Source organism: Paraburkholderia sp. MM5482-R2 (assembly GCF_050436125.1).
Classification (GTDB): Bacteria; Pseudomonadota; Gammaproteobacteria; order Burkholderiales; family Burkholderiaceae; genus Paraburkholderia; species Paraburkholderia tuberum.
Genome location: NZ_JBNDLP010000004.1, coordinates 794,186 through 817,086, shown reverse-complemented (window position 1 = coordinate 817,086; position 22,901 = coordinate 794,186). Strand labels below are relative to the sequence as shown.

20 protein-coding genes are annotated in these 22,901 nt (G+C 63.1%); 12 read left to right on the top strand and 8 right to left on the bottom strand.

Annotated elements, in window-relative coordinates; all coding sequences use genetic code 11:
• The first annotated feature begins 73 nt into the window (after positions 1–73).
• The 4 genes from OKW37_RS39805 (at position 74) to OKW37_RS39790 (ending at position 4,955) form a co-directional block, all read left to right on the top strand.
• A complete protein-coding gene (locus OKW37_RS39805) occupies positions 74–1,318 on the top strand; it encodes a D-amino acid dehydrogenase (protein ID WP_429401806.1) in 1,245 nt (414 codons plus the stop codon).
• Positions 1,319–1,804: 486 nt separating this feature from the next.
• Complete coding sequence (locus tag OKW37_RS39800) at positions 1,805–3,331, top strand: glycosyltransferase family 39 protein (RefSeq protein WP_429401808.1); 1,527 nt, start codon at positions 1,805–1,807, stop codon at positions 3,329–3,331.
• Between the two features lie 183 nt (positions 3,332–3,514).
• The gene (locus OKW37_RS39795; RefSeq protein ID WP_184024102.1) at positions 3,515–3,871 is read left to right on the top strand and encodes an STAS/SEC14 domain-containing protein; all 357 of its coding nucleotides are present in this window, start codon (positions 3,515–3,517) and stop codon (positions 3,869–3,871) included.
• Positions 3,872–4,052: 181 nt separating this feature from the next.
• Positions 4,053–4,955: an NAD-dependent epimerase/dehydratase family protein gene (locus OKW37_RS39790; protein ID WP_184024092.1), complete on the top strand. Its 903-nt coding sequence runs from the start codon at positions 4,053–4,055 to the stop codon at positions 4,953–4,955.
• Between the two features lie 292 nt (positions 4,956–5,247).
• Here the strand turns inward: OKW37_RS39790 and flgM are convergent, their stop codons facing one another.
• A complete protein-coding gene (gene flgM / locus OKW37_RS39785) occupies positions 5,248–5,559 on the bottom strand; it encodes a flagellar biosynthesis anti-sigma factor FlgM (protein WP_429401811.1) in 312 nt (103 codons plus the stop codon).
• An 850-nt stretch (positions 5,560–6,409) separates the two neighbouring features.
• On the opposite strand from flgM, the gene OKW37_RS39780 reads away from it, so the two are divergent.
• Complete coding sequence (locus OKW37_RS39780) at positions 6,410–6,877, top strand: CBS domain-containing protein (protein ID WP_184068525.1); 468 nt, start codon at positions 6,410–6,412, stop codon at positions 6,875–6,877.
• 31 nt (positions 6,878–6,908) lie between these two features.
• Positions 6,909–8,924, top strand: a complete 2,016-nt coding sequence (locus OKW37_RS39775; protein ID WP_429401813.1) for an acyl CoA:acetate/3-ketoacid CoA transferase — start codon at positions 6,909–6,911, stop codon at positions 8,922–8,924.
• Positions 8,925–8,998: 74 nt separating this feature from the next.
• Here the strand turns inward: OKW37_RS39775 and OKW37_RS39770 are convergent, their stop codons facing one another.
• A complete protein-coding gene (locus OKW37_RS39770) occupies positions 8,999–10,441 on the bottom strand; it encodes a hypothetical protein (protein WP_429510121.1) in 1,443 nt (480 codons plus the stop codon).
• Between the two features lie 28 nt (positions 10,442–10,469).
• Entirely contained in the window at positions 10,470–11,285 is an 816-nt protein-coding gene (locus tag OKW37_RS39765) for a filamentous hemagglutinin N-terminal domain-containing protein (protein ID WP_429510120.1), read from the bottom strand.
• 600 nt (positions 11,286–11,885) lie between these two features.
• Between OKW37_RS39765 and OKW37_RS39760 the strand changes: the two genes are divergently transcribed.
• Positions 11,886–13,109, top strand: a complete 1,224-nt coding sequence (locus tag OKW37_RS39760) for a YeeE/YedE family protein (RefSeq protein WP_429401817.1) — start codon at positions 11,886–11,888, stop codon at positions 13,107–13,109.
• Between the two features lie 18 nt (positions 13,110–13,127).
• On the opposite strand, the gene OKW37_RS39755 is transcribed toward OKW37_RS39760, so the two are convergent.
• Entirely contained in the window at positions 13,128–14,051 is a 924-nt protein-coding gene (locus OKW37_RS39755; RefSeq protein WP_429401819.1) for a DUF4410 domain-containing protein, read from the bottom strand.
• A gap of 65 nt (positions 14,052–14,116) precedes the next feature.
• Here OKW37_RS39755 and OKW37_RS39750 point away from each other — a divergent pair, with 65 nt between their 5' ends.
• Positions 14,117–15,769 (top strand): FAD-dependent oxidoreductase, encoded by a 1,653-nt coding sequence (locus OKW37_RS39750; RefSeq protein WP_429401821.1) that lies wholly within the window; start codon positions 14,117–14,119, stop codon positions 15,767–15,769.
• Between the two features lie 42 nt (positions 15,770–15,811).
• On the opposite strand, the gene OKW37_RS39745 is transcribed toward OKW37_RS39750, so the two are convergent.
• Positions 15,812–16,714, bottom strand: coding sequence for an ATP adenylyltransferase family protein (locus OKW37_RS39745; RefSeq protein ID WP_429401823.1), 903 nt, complete (start codon positions 16,712–16,714; stop codon positions 15,812–15,814).
• Between the two features lie 51 nt (positions 16,715–16,765).
• Positions 16,766–17,251: an adenosine-specific kinase gene (locus OKW37_RS39740; protein ID WP_018422486.1), complete on the bottom strand. Its 486-nt coding sequence runs from the start codon at positions 17,249–17,251 to the stop codon at positions 16,766–16,768.
• A gap of 414 nt (positions 17,252–17,665) precedes the next feature.
• On the opposite strand from OKW37_RS39740, the gene OKW37_RS39735 reads away from it, so the two are divergent.
• From OKW37_RS39735 to OKW37_RS39725, 3 genes are all read left to right on the top strand, one after another.
• A complete protein-coding gene (locus OKW37_RS39735) occupies positions 17,666–18,973 on the top strand; it encodes a tryptophan leader peptide (RefSeq protein WP_429401825.1) in 1,308 nt (435 codons plus the stop codon).
• Between the two features lie 68 nt (positions 18,974–19,041).
• Complete coding sequence (locus tag OKW37_RS39730) at positions 19,042–19,350, top strand: hypothetical protein (RefSeq protein WP_429354354.1); 309 nt, start codon at positions 19,042–19,044, stop codon at positions 19,348–19,350.
• 33 nt (positions 19,351–19,383) lie between these two features.
• The gene (locus tag OKW37_RS39725) at positions 19,384–20,229 is read left to right on the top strand and encodes a GNAT family N-acetyltransferase (protein WP_429401827.1); all 846 of its coding nucleotides are present in this window, start codon (positions 19,384–19,386) and stop codon (positions 20,227–20,229) included.
• A 112-nt stretch (positions 20,230–20,341) separates the two neighbouring features.
• Here the strand turns inward: OKW37_RS39725 and OKW37_RS39720 are convergent, their stop codons facing one another.
• Both OKW37_RS39720 and OKW37_RS39715 read right to left on the bottom strand, forming a co-directional pair.
• Positions 20,342–20,479, bottom strand: a complete 138-nt coding sequence (locus OKW37_RS39720) for a hypothetical protein (protein WP_184068571.1) — start codon at positions 20,477–20,479, stop codon at positions 20,342–20,344.
• Positions 20,480–20,504: 25 nt separating this feature from the next.
• Entirely contained in the window at positions 20,505–21,401 is an 897-nt protein-coding gene (locus OKW37_RS39715; protein ID WP_429332692.1) for a LysR substrate-binding domain-containing protein, read from the bottom strand.
• Positions 21,402–21,580: 179 nt separating this feature from the next.
• On the opposite strand from OKW37_RS39715, the gene OKW37_RS39710 reads away from it, so the two are divergent.
• A complete protein-coding gene (locus OKW37_RS39710; protein ID WP_184068557.1) occupies positions 21,581–22,747 on the top strand; it encodes a mandelate racemase/muconate lactonizing enzyme family protein in 1,167 nt (388 codons plus the stop codon).
• Positions 22,748–22,901 lie beyond the last annotated feature (154 nt).

Genomic DNA, 22,901 nt, shown 5'->3' with positions numbered 1-22,901 from the left:
GGCGCAGCACAAAAGCCGGAGCGAGACCGCGCCGCCTTGAATGCCCGCCGGCCCCCTTGTATCTGAGGACATCATGAAAGTTGTCGTGCTCGGTGGCGGGGTAGTCGGTGTGACAACCGCGTACCAGTTGCAGAAGGATGGCCATGAGGTCGTGATCGTCGAGCGGCAGCCTTTAGTCGCATCGGAAACCAGTTGGGGCAACGCGGGCATGATCGCGCCCGGGCACTCCTTTGTCTGGTCCTCGCCCAAAGCGCCGATGATTCTTCTCAAATCGCTGGTGCTGAAAGATCAGGCGTTGCGCTTCAAGTTCTCGGCAGATCCCAGGCTTTACAGCTGGTCGTGGCGTTTCCTGATGGAATGCACCTCAGAGAAGGCACGCCGCAATACCCTGCTCAAGCATCGGCTTGCCGCGTACTCGCAACGCGTGCTACAGAATGTGATCGCTGAGGACGCCATCGAATACGATCGAAATGACCGCGGAATTCTGTATTTTCATCGGACGCAGGAAGCGCAGGATCGCGGAGTCGAACACATGAAGCTGCTGGAATCCGATGGGCAAGTCATCAGGGTTCTCAGCCGCGATCAGGTCGTCGCTCTCGACCCGTCGCTGGCTTCGGCAAAAGACAGGATAGCGGGTGCCATTTACTGCCCGACCGATGAGACCGGAGACCCTGCGAAGTTCACCCGCGCCCTAGCGGAAAAGATTGTCGCGCGTGGCGGTACGCTTCTGACGGACACCACCATCGACGGCTTCGAAACCGCTGGGCAGGACGTGGTGGGCATAAGAACGAGTCGAGGCCTTGTAAAAGCCGACGCGTATGTGCTCGCCCTTGGCCCCTATAGTCCGGTTCTTGGCCGACAGATCGGCATCGATCTTCCGATCTATCCGATCAAGGGATACTCCCTCACGATTCCGATCGATGGCCGGCCCATGCCACCCTCCATTGCAGTGGTCGACGAGCACAACCTGGTCGCAATCTCGCGCTTCGGCGACCGCATCCGGGTCACCGCAACGGCGGAGTTTGCCGGCTACGACACGAGCCATAAGCCTTCTGATTTTGCGTTTATGAAGAGCGTGACACAAGAACTCTACCCGGCCGGCGCCAACTACGATCGCGCCGAAATGTGGGCCGGTCTCAGGCCGATGACGCCGACGAACCTGCCGTTTCTTGGGCGCAGGAAGTATCGCAATCTTTATCTGAATACCGGTCACGGTCATATCGGCTGGACCATGTCACACGGATCGGCTCGAATCACGGCCGACCTGATCGCGGGACGAACCCCGGCGATTCCGATGGTGGGGCTGCTTTGCGACTGATGGCGACGCGTTTTTTGCAGCCAAAACATGGGGCCCCAGCCGAACGATGCCAGCAAACTATTGCATCGACCGGTCGAATCCGCCGCGCATGACCCGTCGGTACACGTCGCGCTCAAAGAATTGCGACTTCGAGACGCGTTATCGCGCGTCACGCGCAGTTTTTCGCCATCAGATCCACTGGAACGCTGGCGACGGTTGCGCGGCTCGTGTCGGGGTTGCTACGATCCACGCCCAGCTCAGAGCTTCCTCAAGCGCATCTGCAATTGCGGCCGAGTTGAGCGCCGCGTCAAGAGAATCGAATCTTCGGCTTGACCACACGGGTCAATTTTCGCCGCGAACGTCCTTCATCAAGGCCTTTTTGATTTGATCGGGCGCCATGGGTTGCCGGGCAGTCTGTCAGGATCGCTCTCTCCCTACGTAAGCTCATATTACAATGCCGGGCCAAAAACGCTGCCCGGTAGGGCGGCACTCAGACCAAAAGGTTCAATGTCGACCCAGCTTTCGAATCCCACGTCGCTCGCCTCAGCCTCCGATAAACCTGCCGCCGCGCGCATCGCATCACTCGGCTGGCTGCTCCCCTTCCACGCGCTGGTCTGGACGCTGGCCGCCTGGCTCGCGCGCGGCAATCTCGACATCCAGGGCGACATGGTCGAGACCTATGTCTGGGGCATCGAGTGGCAGGCCGGTTACGCGAAGCACCCGCCGCTTTCGTCGTGGGTCGCAGCGGCCTGGTTCAGCGTGTTCCCGCACACCGATCTCGCGTATTTCGCGCTGTCGGCGGTGAACGTGCTGGTCGGCCTGGCCGGGATCGTCGCGCTCGCCGGGCGCTTCGTGCCGCGCCAGATCGCGATCATCGCCGGGCTTGCGATGGCGGTCTCGCCGCTTTACTCGAATCTCGCCATCAAATTCAATCCGAACTCGATCCTGCTGTCGGTCTGGCCGTGGACCGCCTACTTTTTCGTCCGCTATGTGCAGCCGGGCAGCCGCCTCTCGCGCAGCGGCGCGGCGCTCGGTCTCGGGGCGTGCGCCGCGCTTGCCGTGCTGGGCAAGTACTTCACGATCGTGCTGCTGCTCGGGCTGTTGCTGGCATTGCTCGCGCGCCCGGCATGGCGTGCGCGCCTCGTCAGCGTCGATTCGCTGCTCGCGGTGGCGGCGGGAGTCGCCGTGCTGGCCCCGCACGTACACTGGATGATGGTTAATCATTTCCCGACGCTCGAGTATGCCGCGCAACGCACCGGCGGCACGCTTCTCGCCGCGGTCGGGCGCTTTGGCATCTACACGCTCGCGCAGATCGGCTATCTCGCGCTCAGTTTCGTTTTCGTGCTGTTGATGGTGCGCACGCGCGGGGCTGCGCGGCTCATGGCGCTGAGTGTAGTTCGGAGCGCGTCGTACCCGGATCTCTGGTGGCTCGCGCTGGGGCCACTGTTCGCGGTGGGCCTGCTGTCCGTGATCGGCAAGACGCAGATGGCCTCGGTCTGGGGCATGGCGCAGTGGTTTGCAATGGTGCCGCTCTGGCTTGCAGTGCTCGTGCAAGCCCGCTTCGAGTTCGCGCCGCAGCGTGCCATACGCGTCATGGCGGTGTACTGGGCGCTGGTGCTCGCGGTATCGGCAGTGGTCGGCTACACAGGGGCGCGGCGCAATTCCGACGACGCGGCCGAGCCGCGCGCGGAACTCGCGGCAGCCGCGCAGGCGCTGTGGCACGAACGCACCAGCCAGCCGCTGTCGATCGTGGCGGGCTCGACGCATGAAGCCGCTTCGATGGTGTTCTATGACGGCGGCCGCGCCCGCTTCTGGGATCTCGACTGGCCGGCGGCAACGCCCTGGCTCACATCCGCCGATTTCGCGCGCCAGGGCTCGCTGATTGTGTGCCGTGGCGACGACTCGGGCTGCATCGCGACGGCATCGTCGCTAAGCCATGCAGCGCCGATTGCGCTCGAGGTGAGCAAGACCGCATGGGGACGGGAGTTGCCCGCGCGTCCCTACCAACTGTTCGTGATCGTGCCGCAGTCGTGAGCCACGCGCCCATCACGGCGTACCGCGGCCGGCCGGTGGCGCCGATGGCCTCGACTGCCTCTCAGGGGAAGATCGGCTCGTAACCTAACCGAGCGAGTGGAAAGAGGTACCATGAGTACGCCGTCGAACGCCAGGCTCATCCTTGCCTGAGCGTGTAACGTCTCGCTGGCTAGAGGTCCTGCCATGATCCTGTATCACACCGTCCCCGATTCGTCGGTCATCGAAATATCCGTCGAAGGCAAAATCACCGACCACGAACTGCGCGAAGCCATCGAGCGCATGCGTGGTGATCTTGAACTGAACGGTAAGACCCGCGTGCTCGAACGCATCGAGCATTTCAGCGGCATCGAGCCGAAGGCGCTATGGACCGACCTGACGCTCGGCGTCTCCGTCGCCCGCAAGGTCACGCGCGCCGCCGTGGTGGCCGACGCGGGCTGGATTCGCGCCTCGATGCATTTGGCCCGGTTCTTCACGAAGGCTGAAATCAAGGCGTTCCACGTCAACGAGCTGGAACAGGCGCGAGCCTGGATCAACGCCTGAACGTCGTCTCCAGCCGGCCGCATCGGGCGGAGGCCGGCCAGTTGGAGCCGCACGACTCAACATCAGAACTGTTACTGCCGAATCAAGGATACGGAGCGCAACGATCCTATGATGGAATGAGGCCGCGCGACACGCGCGGAAAAGCGCTAAAACATGTAGGAAAACAGGAGAAGAGGAGCACATGACGAAGCGAGTGATCGTGACCGGCGGCAGCGGCCTGGCCGGAAAATGGGTGGTCCAGAACCTGGTCGAGCACGGCTACGAGGTGATGAATCTCGATCGCGTGCCGATGGCGGCGCGCACGGCGCGGACGTTGATTACGGACATCACCGATGCGGGCCAGGTATTCAATGCGCTGGCATCGAGCACCGCGCCGGGAGAATTCGCCGACGACCTCGAACCAAAGCCGATCGACGCGATTGTGCATTTTGCGGCGATCCCTCGCATCATGATCACGCCCGACAACGAGGTCTACCGGATCAACGTGATGGGCACGTACAACATCCTCGACGCAGCGTCGAAGCTTGGCATCCGCAAGGTGATCGTGGCATCGAGCGAAACCACATACGGTATGGTGTTCGCGCACCGGGATCGCAGTCCAGAGTACTTCCCGCTCGACGAGGAATACCCGGTGAACCCGATGGACAGCTACGCGACGTCGAAGGTTATCAACGAAGTGACGGCGAAGGCGTTCCACGCGCGCACGGGCTCTGACATTTACTGCTTTCGTATTGGCAACGTGCTCGAACCCAACGACTACGCGAAGTTTCCGGCGTGGCTCAAGGATCCAGCACTGCGCAAGAGGATTGCGTGGAGCTATATCGACGGGCGCGATCTCGCGAGCGCGTGCCGGCTTGCCATCGAAAAGGACGGCCTCGGCTTTCAGGTCATGAATGTCGCGGCCGACGACGTGTCGTCCGACGTACCTACCGCGGAACTGCTCCGACGCTACTACCCCGGCGTGCCGCTCAAAAAGCAACTCGGCGAGTTCGAGACCCTGCTCAGCAACGAGAAGCTCAAGCGCCTTCTTGGGTGGAACCAGCAACACTACTGGCGCGACGAAGCGAAAAAGGTCGTCCAGTAAGCATGGCGGGCCGGCCCCCGGCCGGCCAATCACGCCGTGCGAGTCTTCATGGACTGCCTTGCAACGACGCAGACCGGCGCAATGGCGTCGTTCCCGCAGTCGGGTGGTGGGTCTTCGGAAGAATTTTCGAACAAGCCCGCAGCGAAAATTCTCCCCGCGATGCACTGCATTGCAGGCGTGCCGCCACCTCGAACGCGGACCGACAATGAAGCCAATCGCTCGCCTTCACGGCTGTCAGCGCTGGCGCCTGCGTCGCTTATCCGCCGTCGGTATTGCTACGTTCAGCCGCCGGTCAGCGAGTAGTCGTTTGCAGCAGGTCGCGCGCGGTGCTTAGCATGCCGTCGGCGATCTTTCCGGAATCGACCTTGTAGCTGCCGTCACGCAGTGCGCCCTTGATCGACTCGACCTTCGCCGTGTCGCTATCCGAATCGCTGGACGTGTGCATCGCGGACATTGACGAGAGATTAACCGTCGAATTCTGCGCGCCGGCTGCGCTGACCCGGTGCGCGGACTCGACGGCATCCTTCGCATCGCTGTTGATCGTTGCGCGTTGCGGACCGTTCTGCGAAGCCGCGAGCGGAAAATTGCTGGATTCAATCTTCATGGTGTGTGTTCCCCACTGGTTGAGTCCTTTAACGGTTCAGCGTTTGAAATCTTCACCCTGATGTGGGAAGCGGAACCGTATCCACGTTTCGCCGTGAGCCGCTAAGCCTTGCCGGGCGGGCACTCTAGCCGCCTGCAGCAAATTGCAACAAAGTGTGAGCAATACCACACAACGGCTATAAGCTGATCGAAGCGTCGACCCGCTCCGAATCAAAGGCGCAGGTATGCTTGAGAACACGACGCCGCACCCCATTTTGCTTGCTGTGAACAAACGTACCCGCCGCCCCTTGCAGCCTCGATGGCCCTTTCCGCCAAGTCGCGATGTCGCTGGTCGCGCCTTTGGCGATCTCGTCGCGCTTCAATATTGCGGCGCGGACGTGTGGCTCTGGCGATGCCGATGCGGCGGCCATGTGACTTCCGCCCTGAAGACGGTAGAGAGCGGTGCAGTACGTGATTGCGGCTGCCGTGAGCAGCGTCGCGTGTGGCGGTCGCGACCGGGCTCACCTGCGCTGAAGAGCGGCGAGGTTTTCGGCCAGCTGACGACCGAGCGGTACGCTGGCGATGGATTGTGGGTTTGCCGGTGCGACTGCGGTGGTGAGGCGACAGTTAGCGCCGGACGGTTGCGAATGGGCAAGGCGCGCTCGTGCGGCAGGTGCCTCGTCGCTTCGACTCACCGAGTGGCGTAGCGCCGGAACGGAAAATGTTCGTTCGACTCAGGTCAAGCGATCTACACTGCAATTCAACGAATAAGAAAAGATCGCCAGCCTTGGCTGGGTCTGGACGATCGTATTCCGATTTCGCTTTAATCAAGCGTAGTCCGTACATGCTCCCCTTTCTGTCTGGAGGCGGTCATGAAAAAGGAGAGAAAGACAGCACGGCAAATTTTGTCCGGGAACCCTCGGGAGGTTATCTCAGTGGGCCCCGACGACACGGTGCTGAACGCGTTGCAGTTGATGGCCGACAAGGACGTGACGACGGTGCTGGTGCTGCAGGCCAGCAATCTGGTTGGCGTGCTGTCTCAGCGCGACTACGCCCGCAAGGTCGAGGTGCTTGGCCGCAACGCCGCGAACACCAGGGTTGGCGACATCATGACCACCCAGGTGCTTTATGTGACGCCCGAGCATACCTGCGATCAATGCCTCGCGTCGATGCATACCCGGCGGATCCGGCACCTGCCTGTGATCGAATCCGGGCGCGTCATCGGCGTGCTTTCCGACAGTGACGTGCTGGAGGAACTCCTGCAGGAGGACGAGCATTTCATCAGGATTCTCGAGGACGACATGCTCCATCTGACCATTGATACCGGTGGCGCCTATTAGAAAGTCGCGCTCGAATCAGGCGAGGTGAAACGTGAGCACGCAATCAACCGCGGGGGCGCTTTCACCGGCCATCCTTTCCCGTTCGTCCGGCAAAGTGGCGTCGGCGCGCGATGCCGTGCGCCTGATCCGCGACGGCGATACGGTCGCGACGGGTGGCTTCGTCGGCATCGGCTTCGCCGAAGACATCGCCATTGCCATCGAGGAACTCTGTACGGCGCATGACGAGGATACGTTAGTCGCCCTCCCAAAGCCCGCCAACCTCACGCTAGTCTATGCGGCCGGCCAGGGAGACGGCAAGGAACGCGGACTGAACCACCTGGCGACGCCGGGACTCGTCAAGCGCGTCATCGGCGGACACTGGGGCCTCGTGCCGAAGCTACAGCAGCTTGCGGTGGATAACCAGATCGAGGCGTATAACCTGCCGCAGGGCGTGATCAGCCACCTGTTTCGCGACATTGCGGCCGGAAAGCCAGGCCATCTCTCCCGGGTCGGCCTCGGCACCTTCGTCGATCCGCGCTTCGGTGGTGGCAAACTGAACGAGCGCACCACCGAGAATCTGGTCGAGTTGATGCGGATAGGCGACGAGGAATATCTGTTCTACAAGGCCTTCCCGATCAACGTCGCGATCGTGCGCGGCACCACTGCCGACCCGGAAGGCAATGTGACGATGGAGCGCGAAGCCCTGACACTGGAGGCTCTCGCGATCGCCATGGCCGCGCACAACTGCCGCGGCCTCGTGATCGTCCAGGTGGAGCGCATCGCCGAAAGCGGCTCGCTCAATCCGCGACAGGTCAAGATCCCCGGCGTGCTGGTCGATTGCGTCGTGCTGGCGCCGCCCGAGAACCACCAGCAGACCTTTGCCACACCATACAGTCCGGCGTACGCCGGCGAAATCCGGGTCCCCGCGAGCAGTGTGGCGCCGATGCCGATGAGTGAGCGCAAGGTGGTCGCGCGACGCGCGGCAATGGAACTCCAGCCAAACAGCGTGGTGAATCTCGGGATCGGCATGCCCGAAGGCATCGCCAGCGTCGCCAACGAGGAAAGGATCCTCGACCTGATGACGCTGACCACCGAGCCCGGCGTCATCGGCGGCATTCCTGCGGGAGGCTTGAACTTCGGCGCGGCGACCAATGCGCAGGCGATCATCGATCAGCCCGCCCAGTTCGATTTCTATGACGGCGGCGGGCTCGACGTCGCCTTTCTTGGCCTCGCCCAGGCCGATCGCATGGGAAACCTCAATGTGTCGAGATTCGGGCCGCGCCTGCCCGGCGCCGGAGGCTTCATCAACATTAGCCAGAATGCCAGGAAAGTCGTGTTCGTCGGCACTTTCATGGCGGGCCACAGCCAGATTTCGGTCGTCGACGGCAAGCTGCGGATCCACCGTGACGGCACGGCCAGGAAATTCATCGAGGAAGTCGAGCATCGCACGTTCTCTGGCCCGTATGCGGCGGCAATGGGAAAGCCGGTCCTCTACATCACCGAGCGTTGCGTGTTCGAGCTGGGCGCCGAGGGCATGGAACTCATCGAGATTGCACCGGGCGTCGATCTGGAGCGCGATATTCTGGCCAGGATGGACTTCGCACCGATCCTGCGTTCGCCGACGCAGATGGACGAGCGGATTTTCCTGCCTGAACCGATGGGCCTGCGCTCGAATGTTTTGCGACTGCCGCTGGAAGCGCGCTTCATCTACGACGACGACAAGAACATCATGTTTCTCAATTTCGCGCGCCTCGAGGTGAAGCGTCCCGACGACATCGCGGCGATCCGGACTCAGGTATGGCGCGTCTGCGAACCACTGGACCACAAGGTTTATGCCGTGGTGAACTACGAGGGTTTCGTGTTGGACCCCGCGCTGGAGGACGCGTACGTCGAAATGGTCGAGGATATGGTGCAGCGCTACTATCTCGGCGTAACGCGCTTCACTACCAGCGCTTTCATGCGCGCCAAGCTGGGCGGCGCCCTTACGCGGCGCGGGCTGTCACCTTATGTCTATGAGACGGAGGCGGAAGCGCAGGCCTACCTGCGCGAACAGTCGTCAAACCGCTGAATCCGGCTTGCATCGTGATCGCGGCACCGAAGGCCGAGTGTGCGCCCGCGCCGGGTTCTGTCGGACCCTCGATGTCAGTGCCCTGCCAGCCAGCGCAACTGAGGCCCCGGATATCCCGCGACCCACGTGCCGTTCGCGGTGAAATCCCACGTCGGACCGAAGCTCGCCGGCTCGAGCAACTGGGTGTCCGTGAGTCCGCTCGAACTGGCCACCGCCGTGCCCGAACCGACACCCGCCGCCGCCCCCGACGATTGGCTGTTCCAGAACACGTTCGCCGCGATCCGGCCGCTGTTGGTGCCCGCGATACCGCCCTCCGTCGAGTTCGCGCCCGCCGTGAGTCTGGACGCGGCATAGGACTCGCGGATGAAGCCCGTATTGATGCCGACAAGTCCGCCGACAGTCGCGCCGCCGTTCAGGAATTCGTAGGCATACGATCGGCCGATGACGCCATGGTTCGTGCCGACGAGTCCGCCGACCGTGCTTTGCGCACCGGCCGATGCGGGGGCGATCGCGAAAGACTGATCGATGCGGCCATCGTTGAGCCCGACCAGCCCACCGATCTGGCCCACGCCGATGATGTTCACGCCCGCCCACGAGCGCTCGATGCGCCCAAAGTTCTCGCCGACCAGACCGCCGGCCACTGTGCTCGTGTTGCCCGGGGCACCGATGGCGCCCGTTGCGCCGACGTTCACCATGTATCCGTAGTTGATGCCGGCCAGCAAGCCGACCGTTTCTCCCGAGGACGTCGCGGTGCCTTCCGCGAGCGTGAAATTGCGCACGACGCCGCTCTTGCCGATCACGCCGAAGAGTCCGGTATCGGCCGTGCTTGAGAGACGCAGATCCGCGGGGAGATGCCCCATGCCGTCGAACTGACCGGTGAACGGATTCGCGGCGGTGCCGATGCCTCCGAACTCCGGCGCACCCGCGAATTCCAGCCCCCTGCTGCCCAACGCATAGTTGCCGGAGAGGTTGTTATTCACCGCGCTCAGGTCCGTCATGGAGTTGACGAGCTGATAGGCCGTGAACTGCGTGACGAGCCCAGTAAACGGCGCGGGGTGCCACGATACGTTGCTGTACACCGTGCCGGGCGTGTAGCTGCCGTTCATGTCGTACAGGCCGGTGACGATGCCCATGCTTCGCGACCAGTCGACCGTGCCCTGGTTGGTCAGACTGCCGCCGTTGTCGAAACCATAGGTGTCGGCGGACAGCGTGAGCGAGCCTGTGCCCCTATTGGCGATGGTCGCCTGCGGTGCGATCGTCAGCGAGTGCGCCGCGTCGAGCGTCAGGGAGGAGGCTCCGTGCCAGCGCACGCTCGCTTCGATCGCGATGTCTCCCTCGCCGGTCGCCCCGAGCTTGCCGTCCGCGCCGTTCGCGAGCACGGAGATGGACGCGCCGTTGCTCAGACTTGCGCCGAGCGTGTTGGCGGTCGGGACGTCCGCGGTGAAGTCTCCCGTGGTGATGTTCCATGCTTTCGCCCGCACATCCGCGCCGCCGACCTTGACGTCCTTGCCGGACATGTCGAGCGTGCCGCCGCTGCCGTCCGCGTTACGCGCGCTGATTTGCGCCCCGCGCGCATCGACGTTGCCGGAGTTGACGACGACCCCGTTGACGGTGGTGTTCGCGACGAGCCAGACGTGGCCGTCGCGCGTCGCGGTGCCGGTGGGCGCGCAGGGCGCCCGAATGACCCGCGAGCGCGAAGATATTGCCGTCGGCCGCCTGCACGTCGATGATCGCCGCCCGTACCGTGCCTGAGTTCGTCACCGTGCCGCCGCTTCCCATGTCCACGAAGACTTGTTGAAAGTTGCCGTCGAAGAGCCGGACCTGACGGCCTGCGACGAGTTCGGCATTGCCGTTCGGCGCATCGATCGTCCCTGCGTTCGTGACCTTGCTGGCCGATATCAGGAACACGTCCCCACCCGACGAACTGATCTTGCCGAGATTGACTACATCCGCCGTGGAACTGCCTGTGTAAGCCGAGCCACCGAACACGGGCGGGTTGAGAAAGACATCGTTGGGGACGTCGAGCGTCGACGCGACGAAACGCCCTCCCGTCGACACCACGCCGCCTGGCCCGATGAGCACACCATGCGGATTGACGAGGTAGATGCTGCCGGTGCCCTTCAGCGTGCCGTAGATCGCCGACACGTCGTTACCCGTCACGCGATTGAGTGTCGCGCCCGTGCCGTTGTTGATCGACACCGTGCGGGACGATCCGATCGAAAAACTGTTCCATTCGATGATGCCGCGCGAGCCCGCTTGCGTGATGCTCATGCCGGCATCGTTCTGAGTGATGCTTCCCGAGCCGGCGACGAAATGCCCGCCTTGCGGCAGGGTACCCGCCGCGTACGCGACGTGCGTCATGGAAAGTCCGGTCAGCGAAATGACGATGGCAAATGAAATCCGCACGCTTGCATGACGGCGTTGCGATGGACGTTGCCGCAGCAGAGATGGCCTTCGAGTGCTCATACATCCCCCTTCCACGCTCGCGCGAAACGGCTGCCAACGACCCGTGGAGCCGACCGGAAACGCGTGAGTCGCCGCGTATGAAGATTAGCAGTTCGCCTCGTCGCCACTTAACGACCGTGGCCGATTTGGTCGATATTTCGGCCCGAAATGTTGTTGCGCGACCGGGACGGGATTACCGTCGCGTTCCATCTTGATAACGATTTCAATGCAAGTTTGAAATACCTTTATTACGGGAGGTTATTAAGTCACTGGTTTCAAGCGCGGTCGACCATCGTCAAGCGCCCGTGCGGCGGGCCTTGCAGCCTGGCGGCACCGCGCGCGCCCGGATTCGCGATCGAGCAGCGCGAACCTTGCTGTGCAACAGCCGCAACGCGACATTTCGGTATACTCGCGAGCTTTCCCAAAAACGATTATTCGCGGCCCTCCTCCCGCGCAGCGACCGCCGTTTCATAGGCGTGCCGCCCTCGCGCGACAAGCGTGCCCGCCCCGCTCACCATGTCCGATCTCTCCACGCCGTTCAGCGCGCCCCGCCGTCTCGTCAACATCAATCCGAAGCCGCTCGCCGTCGCGCTCGCGCTGGTCGTGCTCGGCGCGATCTATCTCGCGCAGACCGTCAGCGTGAAACAGGCCGCGCTGTACGTCCTCGGCGCGCTGCTCGGCGTCACGCTCTATCACGCCGCGTTCGGCTTCACGTCCGCATGGCGCGTGTTCATCGCCGACGGCCGCGGCGCCGGCCTGCGCGCGCAGATGCTGATGCTCGCGATCGGCGTGCTGCTGTTCTTCCCGGCGCTTTCCGCCGGCACGCTATTCGGTCATCCGGTCGTCGGCGAAGTATCGCCCGTCGGCACGTCGGTCCTGATCGGCGCGTTCATGTTCGGCATCGGCATGCAGCTCGGCGGCGGCTGCGCCTCCGGCACGCTGTATACGGTCGGCGGCGGCAGCACACGGATGGTGGTCACGCTGATCGCGTTCATCATCGGCTCGGTGATCGGCACCGCGCACATGCCGTTCTGGTCCGCGCTGCCGCATCTGCCGCCGATCTCGCTCGTGCAGACGCTCGGCGTCGGCCCGGCGATCGCGCTGAACCTCGTGGTGTTCGCGGCCATCGCCGCGCTGAGCGTGCTGATCGAAAAGCGCCGTCACGGCCGTCTCGTCAGCGGCGTGGAGCGCGCCCCGAACGCATCGCCGTGGCTGCACGGCCCGTGGCCGCTCCTCACCGGCGGCGTCGTGCTCGCGATCCTCAACTTCGTGACGCTCGCGCTGTCGGGCCATCCGTGGGGCATCACGTCGGCGTTCGCGCTGTGGGGCGCGAAGGCGTTCTCCGCGATGGGCGTCGACGTCGCGAGCTGGCATGTGTGGAGCACCGGCCCGAACGCGGCCGCCCTTGCCGCGCCGATCAGCCACGACGTGAAGTCGGTCATGGACATCGGCATCGTGATCGGCGCGATGGTTGCCGCTTCGCTGGCCGGCCGCTATGCGCCGGTGTGGCGTCTGCCGCTGCGCTCGCTGATCGCGGCAATCATCGGCGGACTGATTCTCGGCTACGGCGCGCGCCTCGCGTACGGCTGCAATATCGGCGCGTACTTCAGCGGCATCGTGTCGGGCAGCCTGCACGGCTGGCTGTGGCTCGTCTCGGCATTTTTGGGCAACGTGGTCGGCACGAAGCTGCGTCCGGTGTTCGGCCTCGCGGTCGAGCGCGTCAAGCAGACGGGCTGCTGAGCGGGCGGCTTCGGCCGCCTATCGGGCGGGGGCGGCGCTGCCGGCCTCACTTGCACCCGTCTGAAGCCGTCGCGCGAGTTCGTCAGCGATCTGCTCCGCGCTTTTCCTGACCGCCGTCTTTTCATCGCGGCCGGACAGCACGACCTTCGCGGCGATCACGTACGGGTTGAGCTTGATCACGGCGCCCGGCATATCCCTGCTCGCCCCCTCTTCAACAGTTTCATAGAGCGGCGGTAACTCCGGCGTAGCCAGGTTATCGCAGGAAACCGCGACCTGAAACTGGCTTTGGCCCGCGCCCATACCCACCATCGCGCGACGCAGCCGATTACCGTCATCGACACTGAGAAAAACGCCGCGCACCTGCCAGCCGCCGTGGGGCAGCGGTTCACCCGGCGTGACGCGGCGCGCGTCTACTCCGGCCTTCTTCAGATCGTCCGTCAGAGATTGCGCCATCAGCGCAACGATGTCTCGCGCACGCGCCTGCGGATCCTGCTGCTGACGCAGCGGGCCCTCAGGCACCAGATTGCCCAGGATGCCTCGCGCGCGGTGGCCTGGCCCGCTGTCAGGGGCGATGTTCGCGGCGTCGAGATCGAAATCGGAGACATAGACGACCGGCGGCGCGACAGGAGCCGCGAGCGCCGCCGACGAATCCGCGGCCAGACATCCTTGCGCGCTGGCACACACGTACGTCGCCAGGCATACCATTCGCACCCATCGCAACACCATTGCGCACCTCCACGCTGATCGCCTGATACTGGTTGCATGGCAGCGACGAAATACGGCATTCATATCGCGGCCGTTCATCCAGCTTAGGTCTTTCAGAAGCGCACCCATGGCTTGATCGTCTGCATCGCGATCTGAAAATCCTATACTGGGTCGGTGCGGTTGCTGACTTCGCGCCTTGTCTGCACATCGGTTTGCGCGAGTCCAATCGTCCGACATGACGCATCTGAAACCCGGTGCACCGCGCGTTGCGTCATCTGCCTGACAGAACGGAAAACCAAGCCATGCTGACGATCGACGACATCCGCGCCGTGCCGCTGTTCTCGACCCTCCCCGACAGCGAACTGGAAATCCTCGTGCACGCGTGCGCCGACCTGCATCTATGCGCGGGCGAGTTCGCGGTCCATGAAGGCGGCGAGCGCGCGTTATACGCCGTGCTGTCGGGCAAGATGGAAGTCATCAAGACGTTCGACGGCATCGAGCGAACCTTGGGCTGGCGTCTGCCCGGCACGATCTTCGGCGAAGTGCCGCTCGCGCTGAGCTCACCGTTTCCGGGCGCGTATCGAGCGGCCGAGCCTTCGCGCGTGATGCGGGTCGACGCGCCGCAATACTATGCGCTCGCGGCGGCGTCGCCCGACGTGGCGTTCAAGATGGGCGCGCTCGCGCGCGAACGCATTGGCGGGCTGCAAAGCCTTTCCGCCGAGCCGCCGAAGGCGCGTGTGACGATCGTCGGCAACCGTTGGGACAATGCGTGCACGCTGCTGCGTCAGTTCCTCGCGCGCAATCAGATCAGCGTCGACTGGCTGGCGCCGGATGCGCCCGAATTGGCCGCGCGCTGGCCTGGCACATGTCCAACGGAAGGCGAGTGCCCCGCGTTGCGCCTCGTCGACGGCACGGTGCTGAGGCGGCCCGCGACCCGCGAGCTTGCGGGACTGCTCGGCCTCCAGACGCAGCCGCGTCTGGCCGGATACGACACGGCGATCATCGGCGGCGGCCCCGCGGGGCTGGCTGCCGCGGTATACGGCGCGTCGGAAGGTCTGCGCACGCTGGTGCTCGAGCGCGAGGCGCCGGGCGGACAGGCGGGCACGTCCTCGCGCATCGAAAATTATCTCGGCTTTCCCAATGGTGTTTCCGGCGACGAACTCGCGAGCCGCGCGCTGCAACAGGCACGGCGGCTCGGCGCGGAGATCCTCGTGACGCGCTCGGTCGAGCGCATCGATGTGCAGGCGCGGCGGATTCATCTCGACGGCGGCGACGCCGTGCACGCTCGAACCATCATTCTCGCGACGGGCGTCACGTGGCGGCGGCTCGCGATCGACGGCTTCGACCGCTTGATCGGCAAGGGGATTTACTACGGCGCGGCGCGCAGCGAAGCGAGCGCGACGCACGGCCTCGATGTCCATCTGATCGGCGGCGGCAATTCGGCCGGCCAGGCGGCGTTGTACTTCGCCAATCATGCGCGCAGCGTGACGCTCGTCGTGCGCGGCGATTCGCTCGAAAAGGGCATGTCGCGCTATCTCGTCGAACAGCTAGCGGGCAAATCGAATGTCGCGGTGCGGCTGCGCTCCGAAGTCGTCGGCGCGCATGGCGATACGCATCTGACGGCCATCACCGTTCGCGATTCGACGAGCGACGCAGTGAGCCGACACGACTGCGGCGGTCTGTTCGTCTTCATCGGAGCGGATGCGCAGACGGAGTGGCTGCCGCCCGAAATCGCGCGCGATGTGCGCGGCTACGTTCTGACCGGCGATGACGTCGTCAAGGCCGGACGCTGGTCGCATCAGCGCGATCCTTTTCTGCTCGAATCCAGCGTGGCTGGCGTGTTCGCGTGCGGAGACGTGAGACTGAGCCCTGTGAAGCGCGTCGCTTCGGCCGTCGGCGAGGGCAGCATGGCGATTGCTTTCGCGCACAGGTATTTGCAGTCGGACAGAGCTTGAGTTCGTCGCGTGAGTCTGCTGCGCGGTCGGGTTGCGCGGCCGCTATGGATTCGCAGGCAGCGCGACGCGTTCCAATACCGTCATCGGGCCGAGCCTTTCGATCACATCCAGTTGAGCCGCATCGCGCACGAACAGCGAACCCGCAAAGCCGAGCGCGTTGACCGACACGCCTTCGACTCGCTCTTGCGATCTCGGCACGAGCAACATCCAGCGCCGCGTGACCAGCAGGTTGTAGGGCGTCGCATGACAGCAGGCACGGTCGATTTCGAGCGCGCCGATATCCGCCGCTTCGAGCAGCGTGCGATAGCGGGAAAGCGCCAGCTTCGGCGCATCCGCGCGAGCCAGATCATCGGCGTGAAAGCGTGCGAACGCATGCCGGAACGGCAGATCCGGCAAGCCGTTCTCCGCACCGAGCAAGGGCTCGACAGGCACGGACGGATCGGCTTCCCCGAGCGGCAGCGGCACGATTTGCAGGTGCTTGTGCGGCTGGCTCGCGCCCGCCTGCGTGCCGGCGTTGTAAAAGCCGATGCCGTCGAATTCGGCCATGCACGCGAGCAGCGCTTCGAAATCGGCAAGATCGAGCAGCGCTTCCTGCGGTTCGAATTCGCGCGTGACGATCAGCAAATGATGATCGATCACGTTGAACTTGTTCAGCAACGCGAGGTGAGTATCGGAGATGTCGGCGACGAACAGATCCGGCTCATAGGGAAGAAATGGGTTCGCCTGAGGGTGCTTTGCCGTCTGCAGCTTGCGCGCTTGCTCGCGTTGCTGTTCCTTGCGCGTCAGGCTCGACACCCGACGCACGAGAAAACGGATGCCGCCGCTGTCGATCACGGACTGTTGCGTGTCGATCGGTCGCAGCGCGCCGCAGCTCAGCGCATGTCCGGTCTGTCGCACAATGGCGGGCCACAGCGTGCCCGGCATCAGGCGTCGTTGTCGTTCCATAGGATGTCGGCAGGCGTGGCGGCGCGCGTGAAGCGGGTGAATGCGCAGCCGCTACAGCTTGTAGCCTATCGTGCGCAAAAGATCCTTGCGCCATTGAATGTCCTCCGCGCTTTCCGTGCCGACAGGCGAAAAACCATCGACCACGCCGACGATGCCTCGCCCCTGATCTGTTTCAGCGATCAGCACTTCGACGGGATTCGCCGTTGCGCAGAAGATGCGGCAGACCTCCGGCACGGCCTTGATCGTGTTCAGCACGTTGACGGGGAAAAAGCCGTCGCCCAGAAACACGAAGAAGCTATGGCCCGCGCCGACGTTGGTTGCGTTCTGGCATGCCATCTCGACGAGGCTTTCGTCGGTGCCGGAGCGCCGCACGAGGCGCTTGCCGGAAGCCTCGCAAAACGCGAGACCGAACTTGATGCCGGGCACCGTGCCGACCATCGCTTCGTGAATATCCTCGACAGATTTGATGAAGTGGCTTTGCCCGAGAATGAAGTTGGTCGCTTCGGGCTTGACGACCTTGACGGCGGACAATTGCATGGTGGACCTCGCTCCATTGCGGCAACACGCCGATGAAAACACGTCGAACACGGGCCAACGCGACCGTGGATGGTTCGCGCGCCAGCCGGTCTTCGTCGATCCGGCTTCTAGCCTAGTACTAACCGCGCGTGAGCGAAACCTCGACCGACCACGAGCCGCGGGATTCGAATGCGCCCAGACGCCGTTTCCGAGTCGCGCCAGTCCAGGATCGAGCAGGCCGAGAAAGCCTGACTTATGGCGGCACCGATCGACCAAAAGCCGATTGATCCTCATAGCGTTTTGACCCGCTTTAAACCCCAATCGCACCGCGGCAACCTCTCCGGGTCAACAAGGTCAACCGCCGGTTTACGCCCCCGACCGAGTGTGCAAGTATCTTCACCAAGCCGCATCCCGCACACTCTTGCGAGGTTCACGATGGCCTGGAAACTTTGGAAGACCGAGAAGCGGTACGACGAGACGCGAAGCTGGCCGAGCGGCACGCATGAGTCGTTGAAGCAGCTTCTGGATATGTACCTGGGCAGCGACTCGCCACCGTTTGCGAACTGGGCCGCGCCTGGAATTACTTTTGCGCCCGAAGTCGAAACGCTCGCGCGAAACGGAGTCCGGGGGTATCAGCTTGCCCTCTGGTTGTGGCTTTTCGCCGAGAAGCACGGCACGATCGCGGCAAAAATGGTGCGTGAGTCTTTGTGCCTGCTCGCCGACGCCATGCAACCGTCGTCCGGCGACAAGATCGACTCGCTCCTCGACCTCGAAAACCGCCTCGCGCATTCTGTCGAGGACCTTTCCGCTCAACAGCGCACCTTCCGACTGGAGGGTCTGTCCGTCGAGCTACCCATGGAGTTTTTCCTCGCTACTGCTTTCCTCAGGCTCGCACCGGACTCGCCTTATGCCGGGAATGAAGGCGCCGACATGCAAGGCAACGACTTCAAACTGGCCGACTGTTTTGAGCATGCAACCGAAGAGGGGCTGGCGGTATTCCGGCCCATGATAGACGCGGTCGACTTCGACGCGAAATCGCTGCCCAACTGGAGATGGAGCGCTCATCCCGGCGCCGCCGAGCGACACCTGCAACGCCGCCACAAGAATCCCCTTTTCGCCCTTCATCGCCAGATGGTGACGGCTTACGAGGTCTATGAGGCACGGCTTGCCGACGCTCGGGCCATCGAGGACATCAGGACCGAGCTCAACGAGACTAGCCGGTCGTTCTCCGAGACGACCGAATTGCCCTTGAACTGGCAGCCCTTCCTCGAAGGATACCGGGACCACGTCGACAGGCTCGACGAACGCCGGCTCGTCGTTGGCGGACAGAGCACGTCGCTCGGCAATGCAATTGCAGCGTTGCGCGCCGACATACTTGCGACCTGGCGCGCTTCGATTCACAAGAACCGGCACAGTCTCGCGACTCTGGAGCAGGAAGAAGCGAAACGGGCTGAGCGACGGACGCTGCTGTATGGATGCGAGTGGACGGCCCAGCTTTTGAGCCACGGGTCGCTGATCCCGGCGGAAGAGGTGGTTCCCGCCCTGCTAAGCGAGCCCCCCTCCGAGCTGGAAAAGGTGGTGACCGGTTTGCGGGGCGAACCGCGACTGCATGAGACGCTTGCGCAGTGTTGTGCAACTGCGCATCGGCTTGTCAACGAGCTTCGCGCGGCTGGCCATCAGCTTCCCGACATCGACGACAAGCTTCGCATTCTGGATGGTGCGCCCGGCCAGTTGCCGGTCTGATCGTCTTCGAGGTGTGCCATGTCTTGTTACCTATTTGGATGCCACGCCCGACCCACAAAAGGCCACTTATGAACTCTTCCTCTCGCGACCCCGCATCTACGCTTTCAGAGTACCTGGAGCTTTCGCTAGACAAAGGAAAGAGCCTGATTTTTGTGCTCTCTCAAGGCGAAAATTGCGAAGTCTACCTTGGTGATCCTGGCGAGCCAGACGCGGACTGGACGAGCTGCGCGGCCATTCCGAACAAGCTGGTCCACGCGCTTCTGGAGACCACGCGGTCAGGATTCAACCAATTGGTCATTGAAGGACAGGCCTACCGCTTCGCTCGGACCTTCGCGCAAGTTGCCGAGCAGGGCGCTGTCGTCTTCACGCCTGCGTAGACGTTGTAGCCAATCACGTTGATGCGTTTGATCATGGATGATCGTGACGATTTCCTTGTGCGCAACATGGCGTTCCGCGAGGTCGATCTGGCGGTCGAATGGGCTGCGGCAGAGGGGTGGAATCCGGGCCTCGACGACGCGAGGTGCTTCTGGAATGCAGACCCCAATGGCTTTTTCGTCGGTACCTGGCGCGGGGAGCCGGTGGCATGTATCTCGGCAGTCGCCTACGATGAGCGCTTCGGTTTCATTGGCCTCTACATCGTCAAGCCGGCGTTTCGCGCCAGGGGTTTCGGTCTGCGCACCTGGCAGCACGCGATGCGCTATCTGGGAGATCGTACGATCGGCCTCGATGGTGTCGTTGCCCAGCAGCAGAACTATAAAAAATCCGGCTTCCAGCTCGCCTATCGCAACATCCGCTTCCAGGGCGTCGTGCAAGCTGCGTCGACGCCAAACCTGACGAACGCGCGGGAGGTACCGTTCGCGCAACTGGTTGCCTACGACAGCGCATGTTTTTCGACCGCCCGTCCCCGCTTCCTGGCGGACTGGATCGCGCAGCCACAGGCGCTGGCCCTGGCGGATGTGCGCAACGCTCAGATAAGGGGGTACGGCGTGCTGCGCCGTTGCGGGACCGGCTACAAGATCGGTCCGCTCTTTGCCGACGACGCACGGATCGCCAACGATCTGTTCGACGGACTGGTCGCGAGCGTCGCAGGCGAAGTCATCGCGTTCGACGTGCCGGAGGTCAACGCGGCCGCCGTAGCGCTCGCTGAACGCTACGGCATGGTTAGCGCGTTCGAAACGGCGCGAATGTACACTCGCGCCCCGCCGGCCATTCCCGTGCAACGCGTGTTCGGGGTGAGTTCGTTCGAACTAGGTTGACTGCAAAGATCGAGCCGCTGGAAAAAACCGGCAGTGATGCGCCAGACCTCCACTACGATCCGAGCGGTCCGCCCCGAAAGGGAACGATCATCGAGCGAGCGTAAGCGACGACTCACGCTTCAAGCTTCACTTCGTCGCGCGAAGGCTTGGTACGAACGCTCAGATAGCCGACGGTCTTGCCGCTTTCAATCACCGGTGTGACGTTCGCGCATACCCAGTAATGGTCGCCATTCTTGCGGCGGTTTTTCACGAGCGCTGTCCTCGCGACATGAACGTCACTTTCGCGAGACCCACTTCTTCCTCTCCGGAACTTCGACGGTGGCGTCGACCGGTGTGAACGGTGCGTGAAAATGATCGACGAGGAAGTCGATGAAGGCGCGTGCCCGCGCGGTCTGATTGCGCTGCCTGGGGTAATAGACGAACAGGTCCGCGGACGGCAGCACGGTATTCGGCAGCACCAGCTTAAGGCGCCCGCTCTGTACATACTTGGCCAGATCCCATTCAGAGCGAATCAGAATCCCATGACCGTCGAGCGCCCACCGAAGGACAATGTCGCCGTCATTGCTCGATAGCGCGCCTTTCACCTTGATCGCCTCGATGTGGTCGTTCACGATGTAGCGCCACACGCCATAAGCGTCATCGTTCTGCCGATGAATGATGCAGCGATGCTGGTGCAGGTCCTCCACCCGCTCGGGCGTTCCAGAACGTTCCAGATATTTCGGGGACGCGCAAAGAAAGCGGCGATTGCTCATGATGCGCCTCGCGCTCAGGCGACTGTCGGGTAGCTCGCCGAACCGTATCGCCATGTCGAAGGCCCCTTCGACGAGATCGACCGGCCGGTCTGTCACCTCGAACTGAACTTCGACATTCGGAAAACGCTTTGCGAAGTCAGAGACGAGCGGCGCGATGGTGGTCCTGCCAAAACCGAGCGTCGCGTTGATGCGCAACGGCCCATGCGGATCGCGTCTGGCGCCGGATATGGCCTCCTCCATCTCGCGGACCTGCCCGACGATCTGGGACGCGTAGCGCAGATAGGTCTCGCCCTCGGGCGTCAGGCTGACGCTGCGCGTGGTCCGGTTGACCAGACGCGCGCCGAGCCGCTGCTCGATGATCCCCAGCCGCTTGGTCGCCGCTGGCGGACTCAGATCGAGCGCCCGGGCGGCGCCGGACATGCTCCTGAGTTTCGCCAGGAGAATGAAGAACTCAAAGTCGGATGCGGGGGCAGTACTCACTTTTGGTGAAATATGTAGTGAACGTAAGTGAATTCTAGCAAGCTCTTTCGCGGCTAAGCTATTCACCACATTGAAGCCGGTGTGGCTCAATAACTGTTCAAATCTCTGGAGACAGTGGCGTGAGAATCGTTGAAATCCGCGAAAAAACCGTTCCGATCAGTTCCCCGATCCGGAACGCCTACATCGACTTCAGCAAAATGACCTTGAGTCTCGTCGCGGTCGTCACGGACGTCATTCGCGACGGCAAGCCGGTGATCGGCTACGGCTTCAACTCGAACGGCCGTTACGGTCAGGGCAAGCTGATGCGCGAGCGCTTCATCCCGCGCCTGCTCGAGGCCGCCCCTGCCTCGCTGGTCGACGACTCCGGCGACAACCTCGACCCCCACAAGATCTGGGCGACGATGTTCATCAACGAGAAGCCCGGTGGCCACGGTGAGCGGTCCGTCGCCATCGGCACGATCGACATGGCCGTCTGGGACGCGGTGGCGAAAATCGCGGGCAAACCGCTGTTTCAGCTCCTCGCGCAACGGTACGGCAATGGCGAGGCCAACCGCAAGATCTTCGTCTATGCGGCGGGCGGCTACTACTATCCGGGCCAGGACCACGAAAAGCTCAAGGATGAGATGCGCAGCTACATCGACCGGGGCTACACGGTCGTGAAGAAGAAAATCGGCGGTGCCTCGCTCGACGAAGACCTGCGACGCATCGACTCGATCCTCAGCGTGCTGCAGGACGGCCAGAAGCTCGCGGTCGATGCCAATGGCCGCTTCGACCTCGATACGGCGATCAGGTATGCGAAGGCCCTGTCGCAGTACGACCTGTTCTGGTACGAAGAGGCGGGCGACCCGCTCGACTTCGAGTTGCAGGCGACGCTGCGCAACTACTATGACAAGCCGATGGCAACTGGCGAAAACCTGTTCTCGATGCAGGATGCTCGCAACCTGATCCGCTACGGCGGCATGCGTCCCGATCGCGACTGGCTGCAATTCGATTGCGCGTTGAGCTATGGGCTCGTTGAATATCTGCGAACGCTCGACATGCTGCATCAGCATGGCTGGTCGCGCAGCCGTTGTATTCCCCACGGCGGGCACCAGATGTCGCTGAACATCGCGGCAGGCCTCGGACTTGGCGGCAACGAATCGTACCCGGACCTGTTCCAGCCATACGGCGGCTTCCCCGACGGCGTTCGTGTCGATAACGGATACATCACGATGCCGGAGCTGCCCGGCATCGGCTTCGAAGGCAAATCCGACCTCATCGCCGAGATGCGCAAGTTGGCTGAATAACGCGCGCGCGCAACGGCACCGACCAATATTCCCGGTTGAATGGCTCATATAAAGACGGAACGAAGCCGGCTCAATGCGGCCTTTCCACGCTACCGCGTGGGAGGGCCGCATTTTCCCTTTGAAGACGCCATGCACAGGAGATGGTATGGACGCC